This is a genomic window from Enterovibrio sp. FF113 (assembly GCF_041439165.1).
Lineage (GTDB): Bacteria > Pseudomonadota > Gammaproteobacteria > Enterobacterales > Vibrionaceae > Enterovibrio > Enterovibrio norvegicus_A.
Map to the genome: position 1 here is coordinate 51640 of NZ_JBGONO010000020.1, position 20719 is coordinate 72358.

Below are 20719 nucleotides of genomic sequence, written 5' to 3' on the forward strand. Positions count from 1 at the left end.
ACAAACAAATGCAGGATACATAATGGAAATGGAACGGAAAGATGTGTTTGACTTAGTGCTTTTAGCCGCACTTTGGGGGGGGGCTTTTATTCTGATTCGTTATGCCGTGCCATCCTTTGGCCCGTTTGCACTGATATTGGTTCGCGTTGGTTTAGCGACGTTGCTTCTTTTACCCATTCTTATCGTGAAAGGCCAATTAGGTGAATTCAAAACACATTGGTTTCATGCTTGTGTCGTTGGATTGTTCAGTTCGGCCTTTCCTTTCTTGCTATTCGCATATGCAATGATCAGTGTGTCAGGTAGTTTTGCGTCGATTGTTAATGCGGGAACCCCAATATGGGGGGCGATTATTGCTTATTTTTGGCTTGGCGAATCCATGACGAAAAACCGGATACTTGGTCTTCTCATGGGTGTGGTCGGTGTTGTGATTTTGGTGTGGGGTAAGTTGGATTTTGGTGACCAAGGTCTAGGGTGGCCGGTTCTCGCAGTATTAGGGGCAACGCTAATGTATGGTATTTCGGCAAGCTACACGAAACGCTTTTTGACGGGTGTTCCGCCACTTGTTACCGCAACGGGCAGTCAGTTGGGTTCAACACTGGTGTTGTTGCCATTCGGTGTTCTGTTTTGGCCTGAGACAATGCCAAGTGCTGCTGGCTGGATGTCTGCCATGGTACTTGGTTTTGCGTCGACAGGTTTTGCGTATGTGATCTTTTTCCGATTGATTAGCCGTGTTGGGCCCGCGAATACCATTACGGTGACCTTTCTCATACCGCTATTTGCGGCCGTTTGGGGGGCAATGTTCCTCGATGAAACCATCACGGTAAGAATGCTGATCGGGGCGTTAGCCATCTTCTCAGGTACGGCACTGGCTACGGGGATGTTAAAAGGCAGGAAAGCGGCCAAAAGTATTTAGACGACGAAGTGCCGATGCGGAGTTTAAGTTAGATTGATAAGAAAAAGTAAGAGAGTTCAAAAAAACAAAGAGCCCTAAAAGGGCTCTTTGTTTTAGATAAGCATGTTGAGAAAATCATGGTTTCATGACTTAAAGAAAAATACTTATTCGGCTTTCTCTGACTCGGCGGTGGTCAGTGCTGAAACCTCTAAGAGAGGAGCAGCATCAATATTTTCCGCATTCATCATTGATGAAATACGCTGCACCGAAGAAATCAGCAAAGATTGTTCCCACTCTTCCAACGATTGAAAGCGAGAGATGAAACTTTCCTGCAATGGCTTTGGCGCTTGCTCAAGCGCTTTTTCGCCTTCTGGTGTGAGGTGCGCATGCACTTTTCGCTTATCAAGATTACTTCTTACACGCACGATAAGGTTACGACTAGCAAGGCGATCGAGAATGGTTGTTGCAGTGGCTTGGCTCATATTGGTGTGATTCGACAATTGACGAATAGTCACTTCATCCAAATCATGAATCGCTCGCATTAACACGAGTTGAGGGCCGGTGAGACCAGCGACTTTGTTGAGCTTACGTGAATGCAGGTCGATGGCTCGAATAATTTGCCTAAGCGCAACCAGTACCTCTTCGTGCTTCTCCATCGAAGCGTCTCCTTAACCTTGTGCAGAGTGTGAAATTCCGCGAAATTATCTGTGTAAAAAGCAAATATTAAAAGGCTTTTTAAACAACCTTACACACCGGAAACCAAAGATGCGATGTTGCTACGTCAAAGAATCTATTTTGATGTCGAATTATCCGTTTTGATAAAGAGTTGTTAGTGTTTCCTTGTCACTAGATGCGTATCTAAATGATTTTTTATCTCATTATCATTTGAACTAATGCATTGTTGAGTGTAATAATCACTCTCATTCGCAATAACTTGTTACACATCACTCATCAAGGATAGATTATGACGCCTTCATCACGGGCTTTTGCCTTTTCCGTATGTTCACTTTCATTTGTTTCATTCAATGCCGCGGCTGCAACGCCCGAGCAGGTTGTCGAGCATTATGCAGATGTTGCCCATGCTGTTTACAGTGATTCACACACAACAGCGATTCAACTCGATGTCGCTATCGATGCGCTCATTGAGCAACCTTCAGCGCAAACTCTAGCGACGGCAAAACTTGCATGGCTTGCGGCGCGCGTGCCGTATCAGCAATCTGAGGTGTTTCGCTTTGGCAATGCCATTGTGGACGACTGGGAAGGGCAATTAAATGCTTGGCCGTTGGATGAAGGGCTGATCGATTATGTTGCACAGGATTATCAATATGAACTCGGTAATGACGGCGCTGTGGCGAACATTGTGGCGAATGATTCGCTTCGCATTGGTCATGACGTGCTGGATGTTAAGCAGATAACGCCGGAGTTGATTGCTTCCTTAAACGAATTGGGTGGGTCTGAAGCCAATGTAGCCTCGGGTTATCACGCCATCGAATTTCTACTTTGGGGGCAAGACCTTAACGGTACAAACAGCGGCGCGGGTAATCGCTCATATACTGATTTTGCTTACGAAGCGTCATGCACAAATGATAACTGTGACCGTCGCAGAGCGTATTTAAAGGCCGCTTCAGAATTGCTGATCACGGATTTGGCATGGATGGAAAATCAATGGGCAGAGGGCGTGTCGAATAATTATCGTCAAACATTATTGAGTGAAAGCAGTGAAAACGGCCTGCGTAAGATGTTGTTTGGTATGGGCTCACTTTCGTTAGGCGAATTGGCGGGTGAGCGTATGAAAGTCGCGTTAGAAGCGAATTCGACTGAAGATGAGCATGATTGCTTTTCTGACAATACGCATAACTCTCACTACTACAACGAACAAGGCATTTATAACGTCTTCACTGGGACATATTCCCGTGCAGATGGTTCGACCTTGAACGGCCCTTCATTGTTCGACATGGTTAAACAATCCAATCCAGAAAAAGCGAATGCGATCAAATCAGATTTTGATTCAGCCCGAAGCGCTGTGTTTAAGTTGGTGGAATCAGCTGAAGTGAACAATGTTCATTTTGACCAACTGATTGCTTCAAACAACACGGCTGGACATCAAATGATCAATGACGCGATTGCCGCGTTAGTGCAGCAAACGCGAGGCATTGAGTCTATCGCTGGCTTGCTAGAGATTAGCAACTTAAACCCAGACAGCGCTGATCATCAGTTTTAGTCACGCCAATTAGGGCGTCGCCAACGCAAAGTATCTGTTGTGTTGGCTGCGCGCTTATTTGTATGGATTGTAGTTATGAAATATTCGCTTTTACTCCTCACTTTCGTTGTCTTTTCATCATTCTCTTTTTCGTCAGCGGCGAGTGCGATTAAAACTGGCGGCGATACCACGACGAACAAACAAGGCGCGAATGCCTTTTCCCAACCCGCGACTAATTTACCGATGAGTGAGCGCATTGATTTCAGTGTCGGTAACAGTTTCTTTCGCAACCCTTGGGTGAGTTCACCTGCATCTACCGATGCAAGAGATGGACTTGGTCCGCTGTTCAATACCAACGGATGCCAGAACTGTCACATAAAAGATGGTCGCGGACACCTGCCGCAGAAGGGCGATCAGAATGCGGTTTCCTTGTTGATCCGCTTGAGTATTCCGGCAATCACCCATGCGCAGAAAAAACAGCTGATTATGACCGGAAACATCTCTGAGCCTATTTATGGCGGCCAGCTTCAAGATTTTGCGCTTTCTGGTGAAAAGCCAGAAGGCCGTATTGTGGTCGACTACGAATACCACACCGAAACGTTTAAAGATGGTCACGCTGTCACGTTGCGTAAGCCAATTATTAGTATTCAAGATTTAAACTACGGTGAAATGGACCCAGACACTGAAATGTCGGCACGCATTGCTCCACCGATGATTGGGTTGGGATTGTTGGAATCCATTCCTGATTCGACGCTACTGGCGATAGCAGTGGCGCAAGAAGACGCGGGCAAAGGTGTGTCGGGTCGACCCAACTACGTTTGGGATGTGGAAAAAGCTAAGACCGTGATCGGACGTTTTGGCTGGAAAGCGGGTCAACCGTCATTAATGCAACAAAATGCCGCTGCATTCAATGGTGATTTAGGCTTAACCAGCACATTATTCCCAGAGGAAAATTGCTCAGCGTCACAAGATCTTTGTGAGCGGCTCCCCAATGGTGGAGAGTCAGAAGTCAGTGAGAAAATCCTCAATTTCGTTGAGTTTTATTCTCAACACCTCGCTGTACCCATGCGCAGAAATATCGATGATCCGCGTGTCATCGAAGGGGAGGCACTATTTCTAGGTGCAGGGTGTGCAAGCTGTCATCAATCTTCATTAAAAACCGGTGAGCGAAAAGACAGACCAGCCCTGAGTGATCAGATCATTCACCCATACACGGATTTATTGTTGCACGACATGGGAGAGGGTTTGGCAGATAACCGCGGTGAGTTCATTGCGAATGGCCGCGAATGGCGAACCGCGCCGCTATGGGGTATTGGCTACACCGAAGAAGTGAACGGTCATACCGAGTATTTGCACGATGGCCGAGCTCGAAATGAATTAGAAGCGATCCTTTGGCATGGCGGTGAAGCGCAAGCTAGCAAGCAAGCCGTGTTGGGATTTAACACACAACAGCGCGAAGCTTTGATTGCGTTTCTAAAGTCGTTATAGGAACGAATGATGAAGAGTCTTTTGATGAACGGATACACGGATGGTACCAAGTGGCTCGCGTTAATTATGACGCTGTCACTTTTGTCGGGTTGTGATAATCCAGCGAATTCTGGAATATCCTCAAGTTTGCTTTGGGATATGCAAAAACAGTCTGCGTTAACGTTTGCTTTGCACGCCAAAAAGCTAGAAGCAGACGTGTCGTCTTTGTGTAAAACAGCAACACCAGAGACGTTAGCGAACGCACAAGCACAATGGACGGAAACCATGAGGGCGTGGCAACCGTTAGCAGGCGCCAATTTTGGTCACGAAGCCGCCATGTCTTTGAGTTGGCAAATCCAATTCTATCCTGACAAGAAAAACACCACAGGTAGACAACTTACGCAGCTACTTGATAGCGCTGGTGACGTCACGCCAGAGAGTTTAGCCGGCAGCAGTGTTGCGGTTCAGGGGCTTGGTGCGTTGGAATGGTTGTTGTTTGATAAAGCAAATGTTTCTGCTTTGGCCACCCGTTGCGAAGTGATGCAAGCGGTAGCGGCACGTTTGAAGCAATCAACCCTTGAAATGGAGGCTATCTGGCAAACTAATCCTTGGGAAACTTCGTCACAAGATCAACGTGAGAAAGCGGCACTCAGCATTTTGGCGGGGCAGCTAGACGCCACCATCAAAACGTTGTCCTTCCCTATGGGGAAACCAGGTTTCCCTAAGCCGTATCAAGCGCAAGCCTGGCGTTCATCGCAATCATTGGCTTTGCTGCGTAGCAGTATTGAAGCGTTGAATGCGCGTTATATTGTCACTCTCGATACGCTTCTTCGTGATAGGGATCAGTCTGAGTTAGCTGATAGATTAACTAAGCATTGGAAGGCCGCGCAAGAGAGTGTGCCGACAGGTAATGGCATGAAACCCATTCTGACCAACCAAACGGGTTATCGTCAATTAATGACGCTTTCGAACAATTTGGAGTACCTGAAGATCGCGTTGGCCGATGAAGCGGCACCTGCACTTGGCATGGTGGTTGGTTTTAATTCGACGGATGGTGATTAGCTCGTGCGCCCGAACAATGAAGAGCAAACAGAAGTAAGCCAAAAACGCCGAAGAGTAATGCTGTCTGCGCTTGGCGTAATGGCAACAACGAGTATAGCGGGCGGGTTAACCCTTCGCGGAACGTCAGCTGCACAATCCTCGCCCGCCTATATTGGCTGTGCTCGGCAAAGCGATGGGACGTTCGCCGTGATGGCAATGAATGATTCGGGGGAGGTATGTTATACCTCGCCACTGCCTTCTCGGGGGCATGGGCTGGTGGTCGATCCTCTCACTCGGTTCGGCTTTGTGTTCGCACGTCGACCCGGGGCATTTGTCCAAGTGCTATCTATTGATACGGGACAAACAATCTCGACCTATCTTTCCGATATTAATCGATATTTCTATGGTCATGGTGATGTGCTCGGAAATACTTTGTTTACCACCGAAGGCGTTAAGGGGACGAGTGAGGGTATTGTCGGCGTCTATCACATTCACCCAGATGGCGTGCTTAAAAAAGAGCGTGAAATAGCGGGGTTTGGGATCGGGCCGCATGAGATAAAAGTGGTTAACGAAACGACGTTAGCTGTCGCTGTTGGTGGTATTCGTACCGATAATCGAACAGCGACAAACCTTGATTCGATGTCGCCGTCACTGGTGTTGATAGACATTCCATCAGGCCGCATTGTTGAAAAGCATCAACTTACAGACAACCAACTTAGCATTCGTCATCTTGCTGTTAGCCCTAATCAGGACGTGGTGATTGCGCAGCAATATAAAGGTGACCCTGACCACATCGCACCTTTGTTAGCGATAAAAAGAAATAATGGTGACTTTACTGCACTAAAGGCGGGTACTGAACACTGGACGCGTTTTCAGCAGTACATTGGCAGTGTGGCATGCACGGGGTCGCAGGTTATTGCAACTTCTCCTCGTGGAAATTGCTTTGGAATATGGGACATAGAAACGGGTGAGCTTCAGGCGATCTCTTCATTGATGGATGCTTCTGGTGCGTCAGCGCAACGGGAAGGCTTCGCGATCAGTGCGGGAACAGGAAGAGTGGTAATACAAGAACCGAGAAAAAGTATTACTTTTCAGACATCTGAGGTGGCCTGGGATAATCATTGGGTCATGCTTTAGAATGACATTTTTCTAACCCTTTGTTTTTCTAGAATCATAAAAAATCCGCTAACGAAAGCCGCGTCCTTTGCCATACTAAGATCTCAAATGGGAGGTAGCGCATGTTTTCAGCTCGTACGCTTTTCAAGACATTGTGGGTAACAGCACTCATTCCAATGTTTTTGTGGGCACCGTCGTTATGCGCATCAGAGCCTTCTGATATGCAAAAAAAGCCTTCATTGGCGGCAGTCACTTGGGTAAAACAAGCAGAGTCAGACGTTGGATTGGTTTCTAACACGAATGAGCTTGCGAATATTTATGAGTATTTTTCTTTCTCACCTATCTGGCATGATTATCGTGCAAAAGATGAGCTCGAAACACAGATCAATATCATTTCTCTTGCGGGCCTAAGTGAAAACTTTGAATGGCGTGCCGTCGTGCTTAGAGATCTAAGAAGCAGCGGTGATTGGCGTGCGTATGATGTGTTTGCAACCGACAGCTTGCTTGCCTTGATCAGCTATATTGAATCGATCCCAGATAATGGAAAAAGCTGGTTTTTCGGTACTGATATCACAGAATCTCTTCCCTCGCCGACGGTGACGCAAACCAACAAGCTTATTGCGTTTGCTAGCCGGAATAAGCTTTATCGCTTCGTCTTTGAGCTGCGCCCTAGCACCTCACAGTACAAGCAGATGGCTAAGGCCATCGTCAAACTCCAAGATGACGAAGAAACGTATTGGCCTAAGCTCATTCAACGTGGTTTGATTCGTCCGGGTGACAAGTTAGATAATGCAGATAGTTTGATCACAAACCTTGAGCGGCAAGGGGTGCTGAGTGTCACTGAAGCGCAGCGCTTGAAAATCGAACAGGTCAGTTTTTATAACGCTGTTCTTTCTCAGGCCGTTAAGCGTTTCCAAGCTCGCCATGGCTTAAAAGAAGACGGGGTGATTGGAGACAAAACACGCCGCTGGTTGAATAAATCGGCTATTAGTCGGATTCAAATCCTCGCGCTGAACATGGAGCGCTTGCGGTTGTGGCCGACTGAAAGGCAGAAAATCATCCTTGTGAATATTCCAAATTATGAAATGGAACTTTGGATTGATAGCGAAATGATCCTCGACAGCAAAGTCGTGGTTGGTCGCCCTAGTCGACGCACACCTTTGTTTGATTCTCGCTTAGATTCCGTTGTGTTTAACCCAAGTTGGAATGTCCCCGTGACTATCATGCGAAAGGACATTTTGCCTAAGGCACGCCAAGATAATGAGTATTTGGCAAAGCACAGTTACACAGTGTTAAGCAGTTGGGTGAATGGAAGCGTGATCCCTCATGAAGACATTGATTGGGAAAACGTGACCGCGAGAAACTTCCCTTATCGATTGCAACAATCTCCTGGCAATTTTAATGCCTTGGGCCGCTACAAGTTTAATACGCCTAATGGGAATGCGATTTATCTGCATGACACGCCAGCTAAAAGCTTGTTTAACAAAGAAAGCCGAGCATTTAGTTCTGGTTGTATTCGGGTTCAAAAAGCGGAGATATTAGCGCAAGTACTATTGAACCGATCCGGACTCGAATTTGGTGACTATGACTATTATCGCCGGATCCCAGAAACCAAGTGGGTATCACTCAGACAAAAAATCGCGGTACACACCATTTATCAAACCGCATGGGTTAACGAAGATGGGGAAGTGCAGTTCCGCAATGATGTCTATCATTATGACGCACGACCCAAGCGCAGCACGCCACTTTCAGCATCATTAACCGCAAAAAACCTGTAATCCTAGCCTAGCGAATTGAAAAGCGGGTAACACGAACCCGTGTGATAGCGTAGGTCAGTTGAGACCTACGCCACAATTACATATTTTTACACTTCGCTGACAAAGATAAAAACCAACTTAAAATCAGCACGAAGCGGTATTTTTTACAGCGTTTCGCTCATTTTAGAGACACTTGACCGTTTGATTCCTGCTTCTTCTGCCGTTAAATTCCAAAATGTTTGAAGCGCTCTGAACTGCTGAGTCAAAGCAGAGAGCGGCTTTTTTTTGAGTTTTTATTTTGGGAAATAGTGGGCTTTATGGACGGTTTGGATACTCAACGTCGCCGCTTTTTGCTGGGCGGTGCGGCGTTTATTGTGGCGGCTTCGTTGCCAAAAGCTGCATTCGCGTTGCCTTTGGCGTCTGGTGAGCCACGCGAATTGGCAATGACAAGCATAAACACCGGCGAACACCTTAATGTTTGCTATTTTAATGGCCAAAAGTATCTAGAAGATGAACTGAAACTGCTGAACAATTTGTGTCGTGATCACCGCAGAAACGTTTCTACAGATATGGATGAGAAGTTATACGATCAGCTAACCGCGATTTATCAGCAGGTCGGCGCGAAGAATCCGATTACCATGATCTCAGGGTATCGTTCACCGGCGACGAATGAAATGCTGCGTAAAAATGGTGGCGGTCAAGCGAAGAAAAGTTACCACATGACGGGGCAGGCTCTCGATTTCTATATTGAAGGCGTGCCATTGGCAGATATTCGTAATGCGGCGCGATCGCTCAAAGCGGGCGGCGTTGGCTATTACCCCAATAGTGGGTTTGTCCACATTGATACTGGTCCAGTAAGAACGTGGTAATAGATTTCCCTGAACAAGCCTCTGTGGAGGCTACTCAGTGAAAGATTAAGGCGCAGCTTTCGAGCTAGCGCCTTTTTTGTTTTTTTCGGCTAGACGTTTATCGCTTCTGCTTCTGCTTCTTTTTCTTTTGATTTCGCTATGGTTTGGTCAGCTCGGATATAGCGCTGGCGCTTTTTCTCTTTGAGTTTGGTCATGTCCACCATCACTAATCCGTCGATACAATTCGCGAAATCTGGGTCGATACCGAAATCCAAGAACTGCACACCACCGGGTTCGCAAAGCTCACCATATTGTTTGTAAAGTGTGGGAATGCCTGTGCCGAGGTTATCGAGCAACACTTTCAATGTTTTCAAATCTTGTTGATAGTCGTTACCGCAAAAATGACTTAGCAATTCATGCTCTTTTTGGGTGTCTAAATTGAATGGCTGTTTAGACTGTGCGACCTTGTTCGTGGCACCAAAATAGGTGCGATAGAAGAAGATGAGAAGCTCCTTGGCAGCATGTGGCATGGCATTACTGATGGAAACTGGGCCAAACAAGTAGCGATAGTGTGGATGCTTAGTCAAGAATGCGCCGATCCCCAGCCACAAATATTCCAAACTGCGTTTGCCCCAATACTTAGGCTGAACAAAACTTCGCCCCAGTTCTAACCCAGCATCAAGGAAGGGCGTCATGCCTTGGTCATAGTCAAACAAAGTGTGGGTGTATAAGCACTCAATACCTTGCTGGGCAATGACCGCTTGGGTATCACAAAAACGGTAAGCGCCAACAATGTCCATCACGGTGGGGTCCCAAAGCACCAAATGAAAGTAGTGCTCGTCATATTTATCGATGTCACGCCGCTGACCGGTTCCTTCACCGACGGCGCGAAATGCTATTTCTCGCAATCGGCCGATTTCTCGCATCACGGAAGATTCATCTTTGTATCGGTACAGGTAGATTTCCTTACCGTCAGGCGTAACGCCAAGCCGCTCACTGTTTCCAAGTTCTTTTCTTAGCGTGAGACGAGGTTCTGGCGAGGCAATGGCAGACTCCGTGGGAAAGAGACCGGCTTTCCCTTTGCCGATGTTATAAAGGTGCTTCTTAAAAAGCTTTACTCGTGTTTTGTACGGTAAATTTGCGCTGGTACTGTAGCTTGAAAAAGGGATGGTTTCGCCAATGGTAAAGGTGATGTTGTTGTTCTCTTGCCCAAACATTTCATTGACCAACAATAGTGTTGAAAGCGGCTTATAAACCATCGACGCGCCATAAAAAACCGCAGAATTTCGGCCATCAACGTGAATGGGAAGGATCGGCGCCTTAGCTTTTGTCGCCATTCTTAAGAAGCCACTGTGCCAGTCGATGTCTTTAACACCGGTTGGGCCTAGTCTCGATACTTCGCCAGCGGGGAAGATGATCAATGCACCCTCATTGTTTAGCCATTCATCAATTTTGCGTAAGTTTTCTTTTGGCGTTTTACCCGACATGTTATTAACCGGAAGCAGGCAATTGTGAAGAGGAGCAATTTGCATTAACAGGTTATTGGCGACGGCTTTAACGTCAGGGCGGATTTCTCTCACCAGCTTGAGTAGCGCTAATCCATCAAGCGAACCGATAGGGTGGTTGGCAATGATAATCACTCGTCCAGAGTCGGGAATGCGCTCTTTTTCTCGGTCGCTGGTGAAATAACTAAAGTGAAAATAATCCAAGACCTGTTCGATAAACTCAAAGCCCTTGAGGTAAGGGTATTTGTGGCCGAAATCATGAAAAGCTTGCTGGTGGAGTAAGCGTCGAAGTGTGGATGAAACCGGTCGGGCGATCCATGGCTTTTCCGCCAAGGTGGGGTAATGATGGGTGATAACATCGTCAATATTAAACATGGGCGTCCTTACTGTATGTGACTACGCGGCTTCGGTATCTCGATCTGAGGCGTCCCCGTTTGTTGTATTTATGGTCCATTTAGTGTGGTCAGCGAACGCTGTTGATTCCGCCAGTAATTCGGGCTTTTCTGTCCATCGAATAAGCTGAATCGTGCCTTCATGTTGTTCAATTAACGCAGTGCAGCTTTCAATCCAGTCACCGTCATTGAGATATAGCGTTCCATTCAGTGTTTTAATGTCTGGGTGATGAATGTGTCCACATACAACGGCGTCAGCGTTTTTCCTCTGTGCATATTGCACTGCAGCATGTTCAAAGCGCGCAATGGCGATATTGGCGGATTGAACTTTCGATTTGATGTAAGAAGCGAGCGACCAATAGGGAAAGCCAAGCTTACGTCTTGTCCATGCCCATCCTCGGTTGAGAAATAGCAGAAAGTCGTAGCCGATATAGCCCGCTATCTCGGTTAAACGGCTATGACAAACTGCGCTATCAAATTCATCGCCATGTACGGCGATAATTCGTTTTCCGGTAACGGTTTCATGGATAAATCGCGCACGAACTTCAATACGGCCAAAATCGAATTTAAGATAGTCTCGGATGGCCGCATCATGGTTACCCGGAACATAAATCAACCTGCAACCTGTATGAGCCCGATGGATGAGGAGTGAGAGAATCTCACTGTGGCTTTCTGGCCAATGTCGGCTTGATTTCATCGAATAGAAATCCACGATGTCGCCAACTAAAACGATGGTTTCTGCTTCATGTCTTTGCAGAAAATCTAACAGATATTTAGCCTTGCAATCTTTGTTGCCCAAGTGGAGATCTGAAATCCACAGAGTACGCACTGAGATTGGAGTCATAGTCTTCCGTCTAATGATCAAAATAAGTCACTCTACGAAAGCTAGGCTACTGGGTTTGGATGAAAGAATGTTGTCAATACGGTGACATCCCGATGTCATATTGATGGCAAGGGAATGACAATAGGCGTTTAGTGCCAGTGAGAGAGTACCGAATCAAGGGCATGCTATTTGCGAGGCGACCATGACGAGAGCGTGAAAATCCGCGGGAGAGCGTGGTATGCTTTGGGCGTTTTCGCATTTATACGGATTGTATTATGGCTTTGAAGTTCGAGATTGTTCCTGTTACCGCTTTCCAACAAAATTGTTCAATTATCTGGTGTGATAAAACCAAAGAAGCTGCGTTGGTTGATCCCGGTGGTGATGTGGCTAAATTGATTGCCAAAGTTGATGAGCTGGGTGTCCAAGTCACCAAGGTTCTGCTTACCCATGGTCATCTTGATCATGTCGGTGGCACGGTTGATATTGCAGAGGCTTATAAAGTGCCTGTGATTGGTCCAGAAAAACAGGATGCGTTTTGGCTGCAGGGATTACCGAAGCAAAGTGAAATGTTTGGATTTGCGCGCACCGAGTCATTCGAGCCCGATCAATGGCTAAATGATGGCGACAGCGTAACTATTGGTGATAGCACATTGAATGTGGTTCACACACCAGGCCATACACCGGGTCATGTGGTATTTGTGAGCGATGAAGATCGTCTGGCTTGGGTTGGTGACGTGTTGTTTAACGGCAGCATCGGTCGGACGGATTTCCCCAAAGGCGATCACGAGACACTGATCAGTTCGATCAAAGACAAACTGTTCCCGCTGGGCAATGACATTCGTTTCGTTCCTGGTCATGGTCCAACATCTACCTTTGGTGTTGAGCGCCAGCAAAACCCTTACGTTGCAGACAGCATGCCTATTTGGTAAGTCATCACCGTTCTATCTTTGTGGTCTCTGTGGGCATTCTGCCCGCAGAAGCCAAATACTGTCGTGTTAACCCAACAAAATCCTCCAACGGTCTATCCAACAGGTCTTCACTTACAAAGACATCAAAACCCAATAACTCGCGGGTATATTTCATTCTGTTAGCGAGCATTGCCACTAAGCCTTTGTAGACTTTCCCACTCGCGCTGACATAGGGCGTATCGTCAAACATCATGTCTTCAAGTTTGGTGTTGGGCGGAGACTCTGATCGGCGATAGGCCACCAACAGCAAACTGCGTTGCTCCATAATAATATGACTGGCCAGTCGAAAACTGATGCCGTCCAGCAGGGGTTCGTAGTCTTTTAGCCGAATACCAATCCAAGGCATGGGTTGATGCCAGCCTTCTTGAGAAACAGAGGGGATTCCAATTTCTCGAATGTCTCTCCATCTAACGCTCCACCCGCCTTTTGGCGTGTGATGTTGGAGGTGCATCTCGGATAACGAAAACGACAGATTTTGTTGGTCAATAATCCGCGAAATGTACACCCCGAGGCCGCCAATCAAGCTCAGACCAAGTAAGGCTGGGGCAAGGTTAATCTGAGGGTTCAAAATAACAACGGCAAGCACAATCATCACCAGCACAACGACAGCGATCGTAAAGTACTTACCAATATGTTGGTGGGGAGGATAGATCAGCAATTGTCTTTTCACCTTGTTGTGCTTCCTCCTATCGATACATATTCAAAGCATAGTGCGATCACTTAATGAACGGTTGCTTAACATAATACGCCGTTTGGTAACGGGAGTGCGATAAGCGCGCTGTTTATATTTCAAACAAAAAGATAAACACTTTCCGACAGTTGGCGCAACTTTTGTCCGAAAACACGGTTAGCGCTATAAAACCCATCCGGATTTTGGTATAAAACGCGCTTTGTTTTTCACCCTGCTGTATTCAGGGGATGCTTAACGCAGTGCATCGGAGTAGGACGATTTAATGAAAATCTCTCATAAACGTAAAGTTCAAGGCAAACTTCAAAAACACATTAAAGCAGTGAAGTCTGCTTCAGTGGCGTCTTTGAAAAAAGAAAAGCCAGTGAAAGTCGTCGCAGCGGCGAAAGCAGTCGTTGAACCAAAAACCGACGCCGCACCCAAAGCGGTTGTAAACGCTTCGCTGACGCCAAAACAACAGCAAATTCTCGACATCGTTCGTCAGAATGCTGAAGGTATCAATCCGAAAGGAATTGGCTTGGTAGCAGGTCAGGAAGAATCTAAGGCAGCATCTTGGGCTTCTGCTGGTCTTAAGAAACTGGCTGAAGAAGGTGTGGTTGAACGCCTACAAATGGGAAGCAAAGTGCTCTACAAAGCACTTTAAATTTCTCTGCGTTTCACGGGTTTTTGGAGCCAGCTTTCGAGCTGGTTTTTTTGTAGTCAAAAATAGCCAAAATTTAATCGCCTGTTACAACGGTGTAGCCGAGTTTAGTTGTATTTCTAGGCCGCTAAAATGAAACGCTGATCCAACCCAAACTTCTACTTTATTTGCGAGACTAATCTCGAAAAGTGCATATAGTGGGTGGTAATTTGAACATGCACCAACGAATTTCATTGTCGCAGTATTCGACGGTTTTTCGTCATGTTGTCTGCAAATCTAGATTAATGTTTGAAGTGTCTAAACAGTCATCTAGATGCTGAAAGTTGGTGGTGAAAGAGTTGTGGTCTCGGCGTTATCTGGGAATGTATCCAATAAAACAAAGCAGCAGGATTTGCGATGACAGGATATTTTGGCGGCAGTGAAAATCAAACCAGCAGCGTAGTGAATTTTGATTATACCCACTTTCTCTGCGAGTCTAGTCGTGAACACTGGACATTTCTTCAAGTGCTGAGAGTGCAAATTGCACGTTGGCGACGTCGGAACACAAGTGTAATCAGTGATGAAGGTTGCCGCTTTCCTAGCGAGGCATTTACTGTCGAGGTTAGTCACTCACTGTCATCGCTTTACAGCGATGTTTCAAACCTTATCACTTTGATTGAAGAAGCCAAAAAGCAGCATATTGAAGCGCTTAATATCATGCTGCCATATGCCCTCGATGCCAATGAGCTAGAAAAAATTCGTCGGAAAACACAGGTAGAGATCGTTCAATTCCAAGAAGAGCGAGACATTTTGCAGGTTACTCTCTAGCTTCAGGCTATTTTCTAGAAGACAAAAACGCCATCTCTCACTGAAAAGATGGCGTGGTTTGAGAAATCAGCACAACAAGCAAAACCGTATTGCATGAAACACATTATTTGAACATTCAGCAGTTACAGTGTTACCCCTTGCACGAGCAGATAAACGGCCACCATACCTGCTGCAATCACCAACGCTAATAGAATTCTATTCCTTCCTTCAAACGCGGGCTGGCCTGCTTCACGTTTTGCATAGATGTAAAATGCGATGCCAGGAAGATACAAAAGCGCCGCTAACAATAGGTGGTGCAAGCCAGAGGCATAAAGCAACCACACGCCATAAACCGTCGCCAGTGTTGATATAATCCGTACTCTCGTACTGCTTAGTTCTGAGTAAGATAGCTTCAACAAGTAGCTGCCAACCAGTAAATAGGGCACCAGAATCATTTCCGACGCGATGGTGAGGAGATCGTCATACCCGCCACCAATGAGATACATAAAAATCAGGCAAAGTTGTACGACAGAGCTGGTTAGCCATAGTGAACGTGTTGGCGCGCCATTACTGTTGGTTTCGGCAAAGCACTTGGGGAACATACCTTCTTTTGCCGCACTATAAGGCGTTTCTGTGGCCAGTAAGGTCCAACTTAGATAAGCCCCGCACACAGATATAATCAAACCGGCTCCAATAATCACAACCCCAGTCTTGCCGATCAGCGCTTCGAGTATTTTTGCCGTAGAAGGGTTTGGGTATTTAGCGAGTTCTGGCGTCGATACCACACCCATAGCGAGCAACGTGACAGACACATAGAGGAACAAACAGGTGAGTAACCCAAGGATGGTGGCACGACCAACGTCTTTTCGGTTTTTAGCGCGGCTGGATACCACTACGGCACCCTCCACACCGATAAATACCCACACAGTGATCAGCATGGTTTGTTTGACTTGATCAAATAAGCTGGGCTCATTGGCGATTTGTCTGCCGCTGAAATCGAACGTAAAGGTATGCCATTTGAAAGCAATCAGTGCGGCGACGATAAAAATGATGATGGGAATAAGTTTGGCGATAGTGGTGACATAGTTGACGATAGCTGCGGTTTGCACCCCGCGTAACACCAAGGTGTGTACAAGCCAAATGAGTATTGATGACAAGCCAATGGAAAGTAGCGTGTTGCCATTTCCAAATAGGGTTAACGAACTGGTGTCGAAGAAAAGCCCCAGCGTACTGAAAACTATCACCAAATAAGACACATTCGCCACGGCGGCACTGAGCCAATATCCCCAAGCAGAGAAGAACCCACATAAATCACCAAAACCGGCTTGGGCATAACCAAATACCCCCCCCGTCACTTCCGGTTTGTTGACGATGAGTTCTTGAAAGGTCAGAGCCAAACACACCATGCCAAAACCTGTGATTGCCCAGCCTAGCGTCACGGCCGCAGGGCTCGCAATAGCAGCCATGTTCTGCGGCAAGCTAAATACACCAGCGCCAATCATTGAGCCAATCACTAGCGCCGTTAGCGCTTTCAAGTCCAGTTTTTTGCCCAAAATAATGCCCACAAAATCTACTTCAGAAGTGGGTCATTATAGTTAAGAACTTATAGGGAGCATTTGTTCAGAAATGGGATTAATGATTGCTAATTTATTGGATGCGATTGAAGAATCACAAGATGTCTTGAAATAGGAAAGGTTTCGCGGCATTGAGTGCATTTAATACACAAAATACCGCGAGGCAGTAATTTTTGAAGACAGCTTTAGTGCAGGTGTTCGGGCAATCCGTTAATCACGAAACCTTGTGCAAACATACTTTTCGCCGAATCTCGTTGATCCTCGCTGCGCATTGAAGCTTGTTCGAAATCGCGAAAATCACCAAATGCGATAACCGCGGATGATGTGTCTGACGCCATCGCTTTTTGCATCAGCGCTGCCGCATCATAAGTGGCTGTTGGTCTTGCAATACGGATTTGAGATGCTTGAATGCCAGCCTGCTGAAAAAGGGATAAACAAAAATTTGAAGGCGGTGCAATCAAGGTGATCCATTTTTGGCTGCTGCTATGCGTTTTCAACAAACGAAGCAGGTAGGCCAATTCACTCATATTGTTTTGATATACGCTAACTGGCACCAGGTTTCCCGACGTTGTGCTGCTAGCCGACAGGGTACTTGAGTCAGCTTCATGAAAACTCCTAGAGCCTGCCGCAATACGTGCGTAATGCTGGCGAACCGCAGAGCGAGAATGGTCTGAATGAGATACCGCATGAAGCGTTGCATATGATTGTTTCATCTCAAAGTCCTGTGTGTATATCCAATACTGTATAGGCATACAGTAGTTATATATTTATCAAAAAACAATAGGAATGAAGAGAACATCGAGACGGTGATCACGAATATTGATGATCTTATCGGTTTAAAAATCAGTTTATGTGGCCTGACGGCGTTGTTAAAATGGCCTCACAATGGAAATACATAATGAGATCTGGATATGGATCAGGAATTCTGGCATAGCCGCTGGGCGGAGAATCGTATTGGTTTTCACCTTACCGACACGAACCCTCTGCTGACAAAATATTGGGCAGCATTAACCCCAAAACGCGAAGAAGCGGTATTTGTCCCTCTGTGCGGAAAGTCAGTGGATCTTGGCTGGCTGGCGACAAAACATGATGACGTGGTGGGTGTGGAATTGAGTGAGATCGCCGTGCGTGCGTTTTTCTCGGAGCACCTTTATACGCCGCTGGTGACGGCGATCAGCCCTATCATGAAGCTTTATCAGTTTGATGAGGTCTCCATTTACAGCGGTGATTATTTTACCGCGCCGTTAGACACCTATCCGTTGATTTACGATCGCGCAGCACTGATTGCTATGCCCCAAAGCATGCGACAGCGATATGTTGATAGGCTTCTTTCTTTGCTGCAACCGGGTGGTCGAATATTGTTAGTGACATTGGATTACCCACAAGATCAGATGGATGGCCCTCCTTTTAGTGTGACGACGGAAGAGGTGATGTCACTGTATGACGGCTATAAAATTACGCAGTTAGCACGAGATGAAAACAGCGATCGCCCACCGAAAGGGCAAGCGGCTTCGTATTTCGTAGAAGAAGTGTGGATGATCGAGTCGAAATAAAACAAGAAAACTTGACGTTCTCTCATTGAAAACCAGCCACCCATTGGGTGGCTGGTTTATTTCGGCAGCGCCAATCTAGGTTCGTTTTGTCCGATTAGATGTAGCGCTAAACAGATTAATCGAGATCAAAAATCAATCTGAATGGCAGATGCTGCGGTAACGGCTTTACGCACTGCTGAATTAGTATCTGTGTCTCTTGCCAATGCCACACCAAGACGGCGACGGCCATCAATGTCCGGCTTACCAAACAGACGGACTTGGGTATCAGGGTAACGTAGTGCTTGTGCAAGACCATCAAAACCAATGTTGTTTGAGCTGCCTTCTCCTAACACCACGGCAGATGCCGAAGGGCCATACAAGTTAATCGCATTGATAGGTAAACCTAAGAACGCGCGAACGTGAAGAGCAAACTCAGAAAGGTCTTGCGAAATCAGCGTTACCATTCCGGTATCGTGTGGACGAGGGGACACCTCGCTGAATAGCACATCATCGCCTTTTACGAATAATTCCACGCCAAATAAGCCATAACCGCCTAATGCCGCCACCACTTTCTTTGCGAGTTCTTCGGCTGCCTGACGGGCTTTTACGCTCATCGCTTGAGGTTGCCATGATTCGCGGTAGTCACCATCTTCTTGGCGATGGCCAATGGGTGCACAGAAATGAATGCCATCTATGGCACTGACGGTAAGAAGGGTGATTTCATAGTCAAAATCAACAAAGCCTTCGACGATAACGCGACCACGCCCTGCACGACCGCCTTCTTGTGCATAGTTCCACGCTTTTTCGATGTCAGCATTGGTCTTCACAACACTCTGGCCTTTGCCTGAAGAGCTCATAACAGGTTTAACCACACACGGCATACCAACAGATTCAATTGCCGCGTGAAACGCTTCTGAGGTATCAGCAAAGGCATACGGGGAGGTTGCCACACCAAGTTCTTCTGCCGCAAGACGACGAATGCCTTCTCGGTTCATGGTGAGTTGGGTTGCGCGAGCGGTAGGGACAATATTCACGCCGGATTTCTCAAGCTCAACGAGGCGATCAGTGGCAATGGCTTCGATTTCTGGCACCACGTAATCTGGTTTCTCTTGGGCAATGATGGCTGCAAGCGCATCGCCATCGAGCATATCGACGACATGGCTACGATGCGCAACCTGCATCGCGGGTGCATCCGCGTAACGGTCACACGCGATGACTTCAATGCCAAGACGCTGACATTCAATCGCTACTTCTTTACCTAGCTCACCAGAGCCCAACAGCAGGACGCGTGTGGCGCCCGGACGAGTTGCTGTACCAATCATGATTATCTTCCATCAATGCAAATAACTGCTGGTGATTTTACCTTAAGCAATCGTTTGCGCAAGCGTTTGCCTGTGTGGTTTGTAAGGTTTTAGGAAGAATGAACTAAGTGAGTGTTTATTGGCGACGGGTTGACGATGACGGGGTGATTAATGCTTAGCAGTGATAAGTGGTCGATAGAAGTACCGCCGCCTAAAAAGGCGGCGGAAAACGACAAAAAGTCGTATTAGCTATTTTTAGCTTTACGCGTTTCCCAATGGGTAATAAAGAACACCGCAGCGACGATGATCGCAGCGCCCAACCAAAGGCGACCCGGCGGGACCCAACCAAACACCAAAAATCCGAACAACACATTCAAAGGCAGTTTGGCATTGTCAAAAGGCTGAACGAATGACGCATCCGCAGCGGCATACGCTTTGGCGATAGCCCATTGAGCAACAGCAGTGAGCAGGCCTGCACCAAGCAGCATAAGCCACACCATTTCTCCTTTTGGCATTGTCCAATCTGGTATCGCTAGCAAGATGTTAAACGGCGTGATGAGCAATAGCAGGTAAACGACCATGGTGGTGGGTGAGTCGTTGTGCGACAGTTTCTTAACCATCAAGGAATAAGTTGCCCAGAAGAACGCAGCACCGATAGGTAGCATGGTTGCCCAGCTAAAATCGTCTGACCAAGGCTCAAGAATGATCATTGCGCCTACAAAACCGCTCAATGTAGCAAGCCAGCGGGCAGGGCCTACTCGCTCACCCAGAAATAGGCCTGAACCAATTGTGGCAAACAGTGGGGAGGTCATCAGTAACGCAATGCCTTGCCAAATCGGAACGGGATAAGCGAGTGCCCATAGCCAAAGTTGGATACCAATGACTGAGAAGAAAACGCGTAAACAGTGCATGCCGAGATGGTCGGTCTTAAGTGCTTGGCGAATGCCCATGCTTCTCAGCCAAGGGATCATCACAATCAGCGCAATAAAGTACTGAACAAACGCAACCGTGGTGGAAGGTAGTTGCATTTTGAAGCTGACATATTGCGCAAGGCTATTGATCATCGCAAAGCATACGCCAGCGGTGAGCATCCAAGAAGCGCCAAGAACGGGGTTGTGAGATTGGCTCATGCGTGTACAGAAATTAGGAAAAGTGACGTGATAGTAGCGAACTTTGTCTGCGGGGTATA

General features: G+C 46.9%; 19 protein-coding genes. 11 read left to right on the forward strand and 8 right to left on the reverse strand.

Annotation, left to right across the window (positions count from 1 at the left end; all coding sequences use genetic code 11):
- Positions 1-22 precede the first annotated feature (22 nt).
- The gene (locus ACED36_RS16125) at positions 23-913 is read left to right on the forward strand and encodes a DMT family transporter (RefSeq protein ID WP_017002936.1); all 891 of its coding nucleotides are present in this window, start codon (positions 23-25) and stop codon (positions 911-913) included.
- Positions 914-1056: 143 nt separating this feature from the next.
- Here ACED36_RS16125 and ACED36_RS16130 read toward each other — a convergent pair whose 3' ends face one another.
- Positions 1057-1548, reverse strand: a complete 492-nt coding sequence (locus ACED36_RS16130) for a MarR family winged helix-turn-helix transcriptional regulator (RefSeq protein ID WP_016962342.1) — start codon at positions 1546-1548, stop codon at positions 1057-1059.
- Positions 1549-1856: 308 nt separating this feature from the next.
- On the opposite strand from ACED36_RS16130, the gene ACED36_RS16135 reads away from it, so the two are divergent.
- From ACED36_RS16135 to ACED36_RS16160, 6 genes are all read left to right on the forward strand, one after another.
- Positions 1857-3113 carry an imelysin family protein gene (locus ACED36_RS16135; RefSeq protein ID WP_017002935.1) on the forward strand — a complete coding sequence of 419 codons (1257 nt, stop codon included), beginning with the start codon at positions 1857-1859 and terminating at the stop codon, positions 3111-3113.
- 75 nt (positions 3114-3188) lie between these two features.
- Complete coding sequence (locus ACED36_RS16140) at positions 3189-4580, forward strand: di-heme oxidoredictase family protein (RefSeq protein WP_017002934.1); 1392 nt, start codon at positions 3189-3191, stop codon at positions 4578-4580.
- Between the two features lie 6 nt (positions 4581-4586).
- Positions 4587-5621 carry an imelysin family protein gene (locus ACED36_RS16145; RefSeq protein ID WP_241819084.1) on the forward strand — a complete coding sequence of 345 codons (1035 nt, stop codon included), beginning with the start codon at positions 4587-4589 and terminating at the stop codon, positions 5619-5621.
- Positions 5622-5624: 3 nt separating this feature from the next.
- A complete protein-coding gene (locus ACED36_RS16150) occupies positions 5625-6737 on the forward strand; it encodes a DUF1513 domain-containing protein (RefSeq protein ID WP_371733535.1) in 1113 nt (370 codons plus the stop codon).
- Between the two features lie 101 nt (positions 6738-6838).
- Positions 6839-8494, forward strand: a complete 1656-nt coding sequence (locus ACED36_RS16155; protein ID WP_017002932.1) for a murein L,D-transpeptidase — start codon at positions 6839-6841, stop codon at positions 8492-8494.
- A gap of 296 nt (positions 8495-8790) precedes the next feature.
- Positions 8791-9342, forward strand: a complete 552-nt coding sequence (locus ACED36_RS16160) for a DUF882 domain-containing protein (protein ID WP_371733536.1) — start codon at positions 8791-8793, stop codon at positions 9340-9342.
- An 89-nt stretch (positions 9343-9431) separates the two neighbouring features.
- Here ACED36_RS16160 and ACED36_RS16165 read toward each other — a convergent pair whose 3' ends face one another.
- Complete coding sequence (locus tag ACED36_RS16165) at positions 9432-11201, reverse strand: GNAT family N-acyltransferase (RefSeq protein WP_371733537.1); 1770 nt, start codon at positions 11199-11201, stop codon at positions 9432-9434.
- Positions 11202-11222: 21 nt separating this feature from the next.
- Positions 11223-12062: a UDP-2,3-diacylglucosamine diphosphatase gene (locus ACED36_RS16170; protein ID WP_016962332.1), complete on the reverse strand. Its 840-nt coding sequence runs from the start codon at positions 12060-12062 to the stop codon at positions 11223-11225.
- A gap of 254 nt (positions 12063-12316) precedes the next feature.
- Here ACED36_RS16170 and ACED36_RS16175 point away from each other — a divergent pair, with 254 nt between their 5' ends.
- Complete coding sequence (locus ACED36_RS16175; protein ID WP_016962330.1) at positions 12317-12970, forward strand: MBL fold metallo-hydrolase; 654 nt, start codon at positions 12317-12319, stop codon at positions 12968-12970.
- Positions 12971-12974: 4 nt separating this feature from the next.
- Here the strand turns inward: ACED36_RS16175 and ACED36_RS16180 are convergent, their stop codons facing one another.
- Positions 12975-13679, reverse strand: coding sequence for a DUF2982 domain-containing protein (locus ACED36_RS16180; protein WP_016962328.1), 705 nt, complete (start codon positions 13677-13679; stop codon positions 12975-12977).
- Between the two features lie 283 nt (positions 13680-13962).
- On the opposite strand from ACED36_RS16180, the gene ACED36_RS16185 reads away from it, so the two are divergent.
- Positions 13963-14340: a hypothetical protein gene (locus tag ACED36_RS16185; RefSeq protein ID WP_016962326.1), complete on the forward strand. Its 378-nt coding sequence runs from the start codon at positions 13963-13965 to the stop codon at positions 14338-14340.
- Between the two features lie 393 nt (positions 14341-14733).
- Positions 14734-15144, forward strand: a complete 411-nt coding sequence (locus tag ACED36_RS16190) for a hypothetical protein (protein WP_017002928.1) — start codon at positions 14734-14736, stop codon at positions 15142-15144.
- A 122-nt stretch (positions 15145-15266) separates the two neighbouring features.
- Here ACED36_RS16190 and ACED36_RS16195 read toward each other — a convergent pair whose 3' ends face one another.
- Together ACED36_RS16195 and ACED36_RS16200 are read right to left on the reverse strand one after the other, a co-directional pair.
- Positions 15267-16688, reverse strand: a complete 1422-nt coding sequence (locus ACED36_RS16195; protein ID WP_016962323.1) for a basic amino acid/polyamine antiporter — start codon at positions 16686-16688, stop codon at positions 15267-15269.
- A 194-nt stretch (positions 16689-16882) separates the two neighbouring features.
- Positions 16883-17410: a hypothetical protein gene (locus tag ACED36_RS16200; RefSeq protein WP_371733538.1), complete on the reverse strand. Its 528-nt coding sequence runs from the start codon at positions 17408-17410 to the stop codon at positions 16883-16885.
- Between the two features lie 198 nt (positions 17411-17608).
- Between ACED36_RS16200 and ACED36_RS16205 the strand changes: the two genes are divergently transcribed.
- Entirely contained in the window at positions 17609-18250 is a 642-nt protein-coding gene (locus ACED36_RS16205; RefSeq protein ID WP_371733539.1) for a thiopurine S-methyltransferase, read from the forward strand.
- Positions 18251-18375: 125 nt separating this feature from the next.
- Here the strand turns inward: ACED36_RS16205 and purT are convergent, their stop codons facing one another.
- On the reverse strand, positions 18376-19551 hold the full coding sequence (gene purT / locus ACED36_RS16210) for a formate-dependent phosphoribosylglycinamide formyltransferase (RefSeq protein ID WP_016962320.1): 1176 nt from the start codon (positions 19549-19551) through the stop codon (positions 18376-18378).
- A 224-nt stretch (positions 19552-19775) separates the two neighbouring features.
- Positions 19776-20660 (reverse strand): DMT family transporter, encoded by an 885-nt coding sequence (locus tag ACED36_RS16215; protein ID WP_083248045.1) that lies wholly within the window; start codon positions 20658-20660, stop codon positions 19776-19778.
- Positions 20661-20719: the final 59 nt, after the last annotated feature.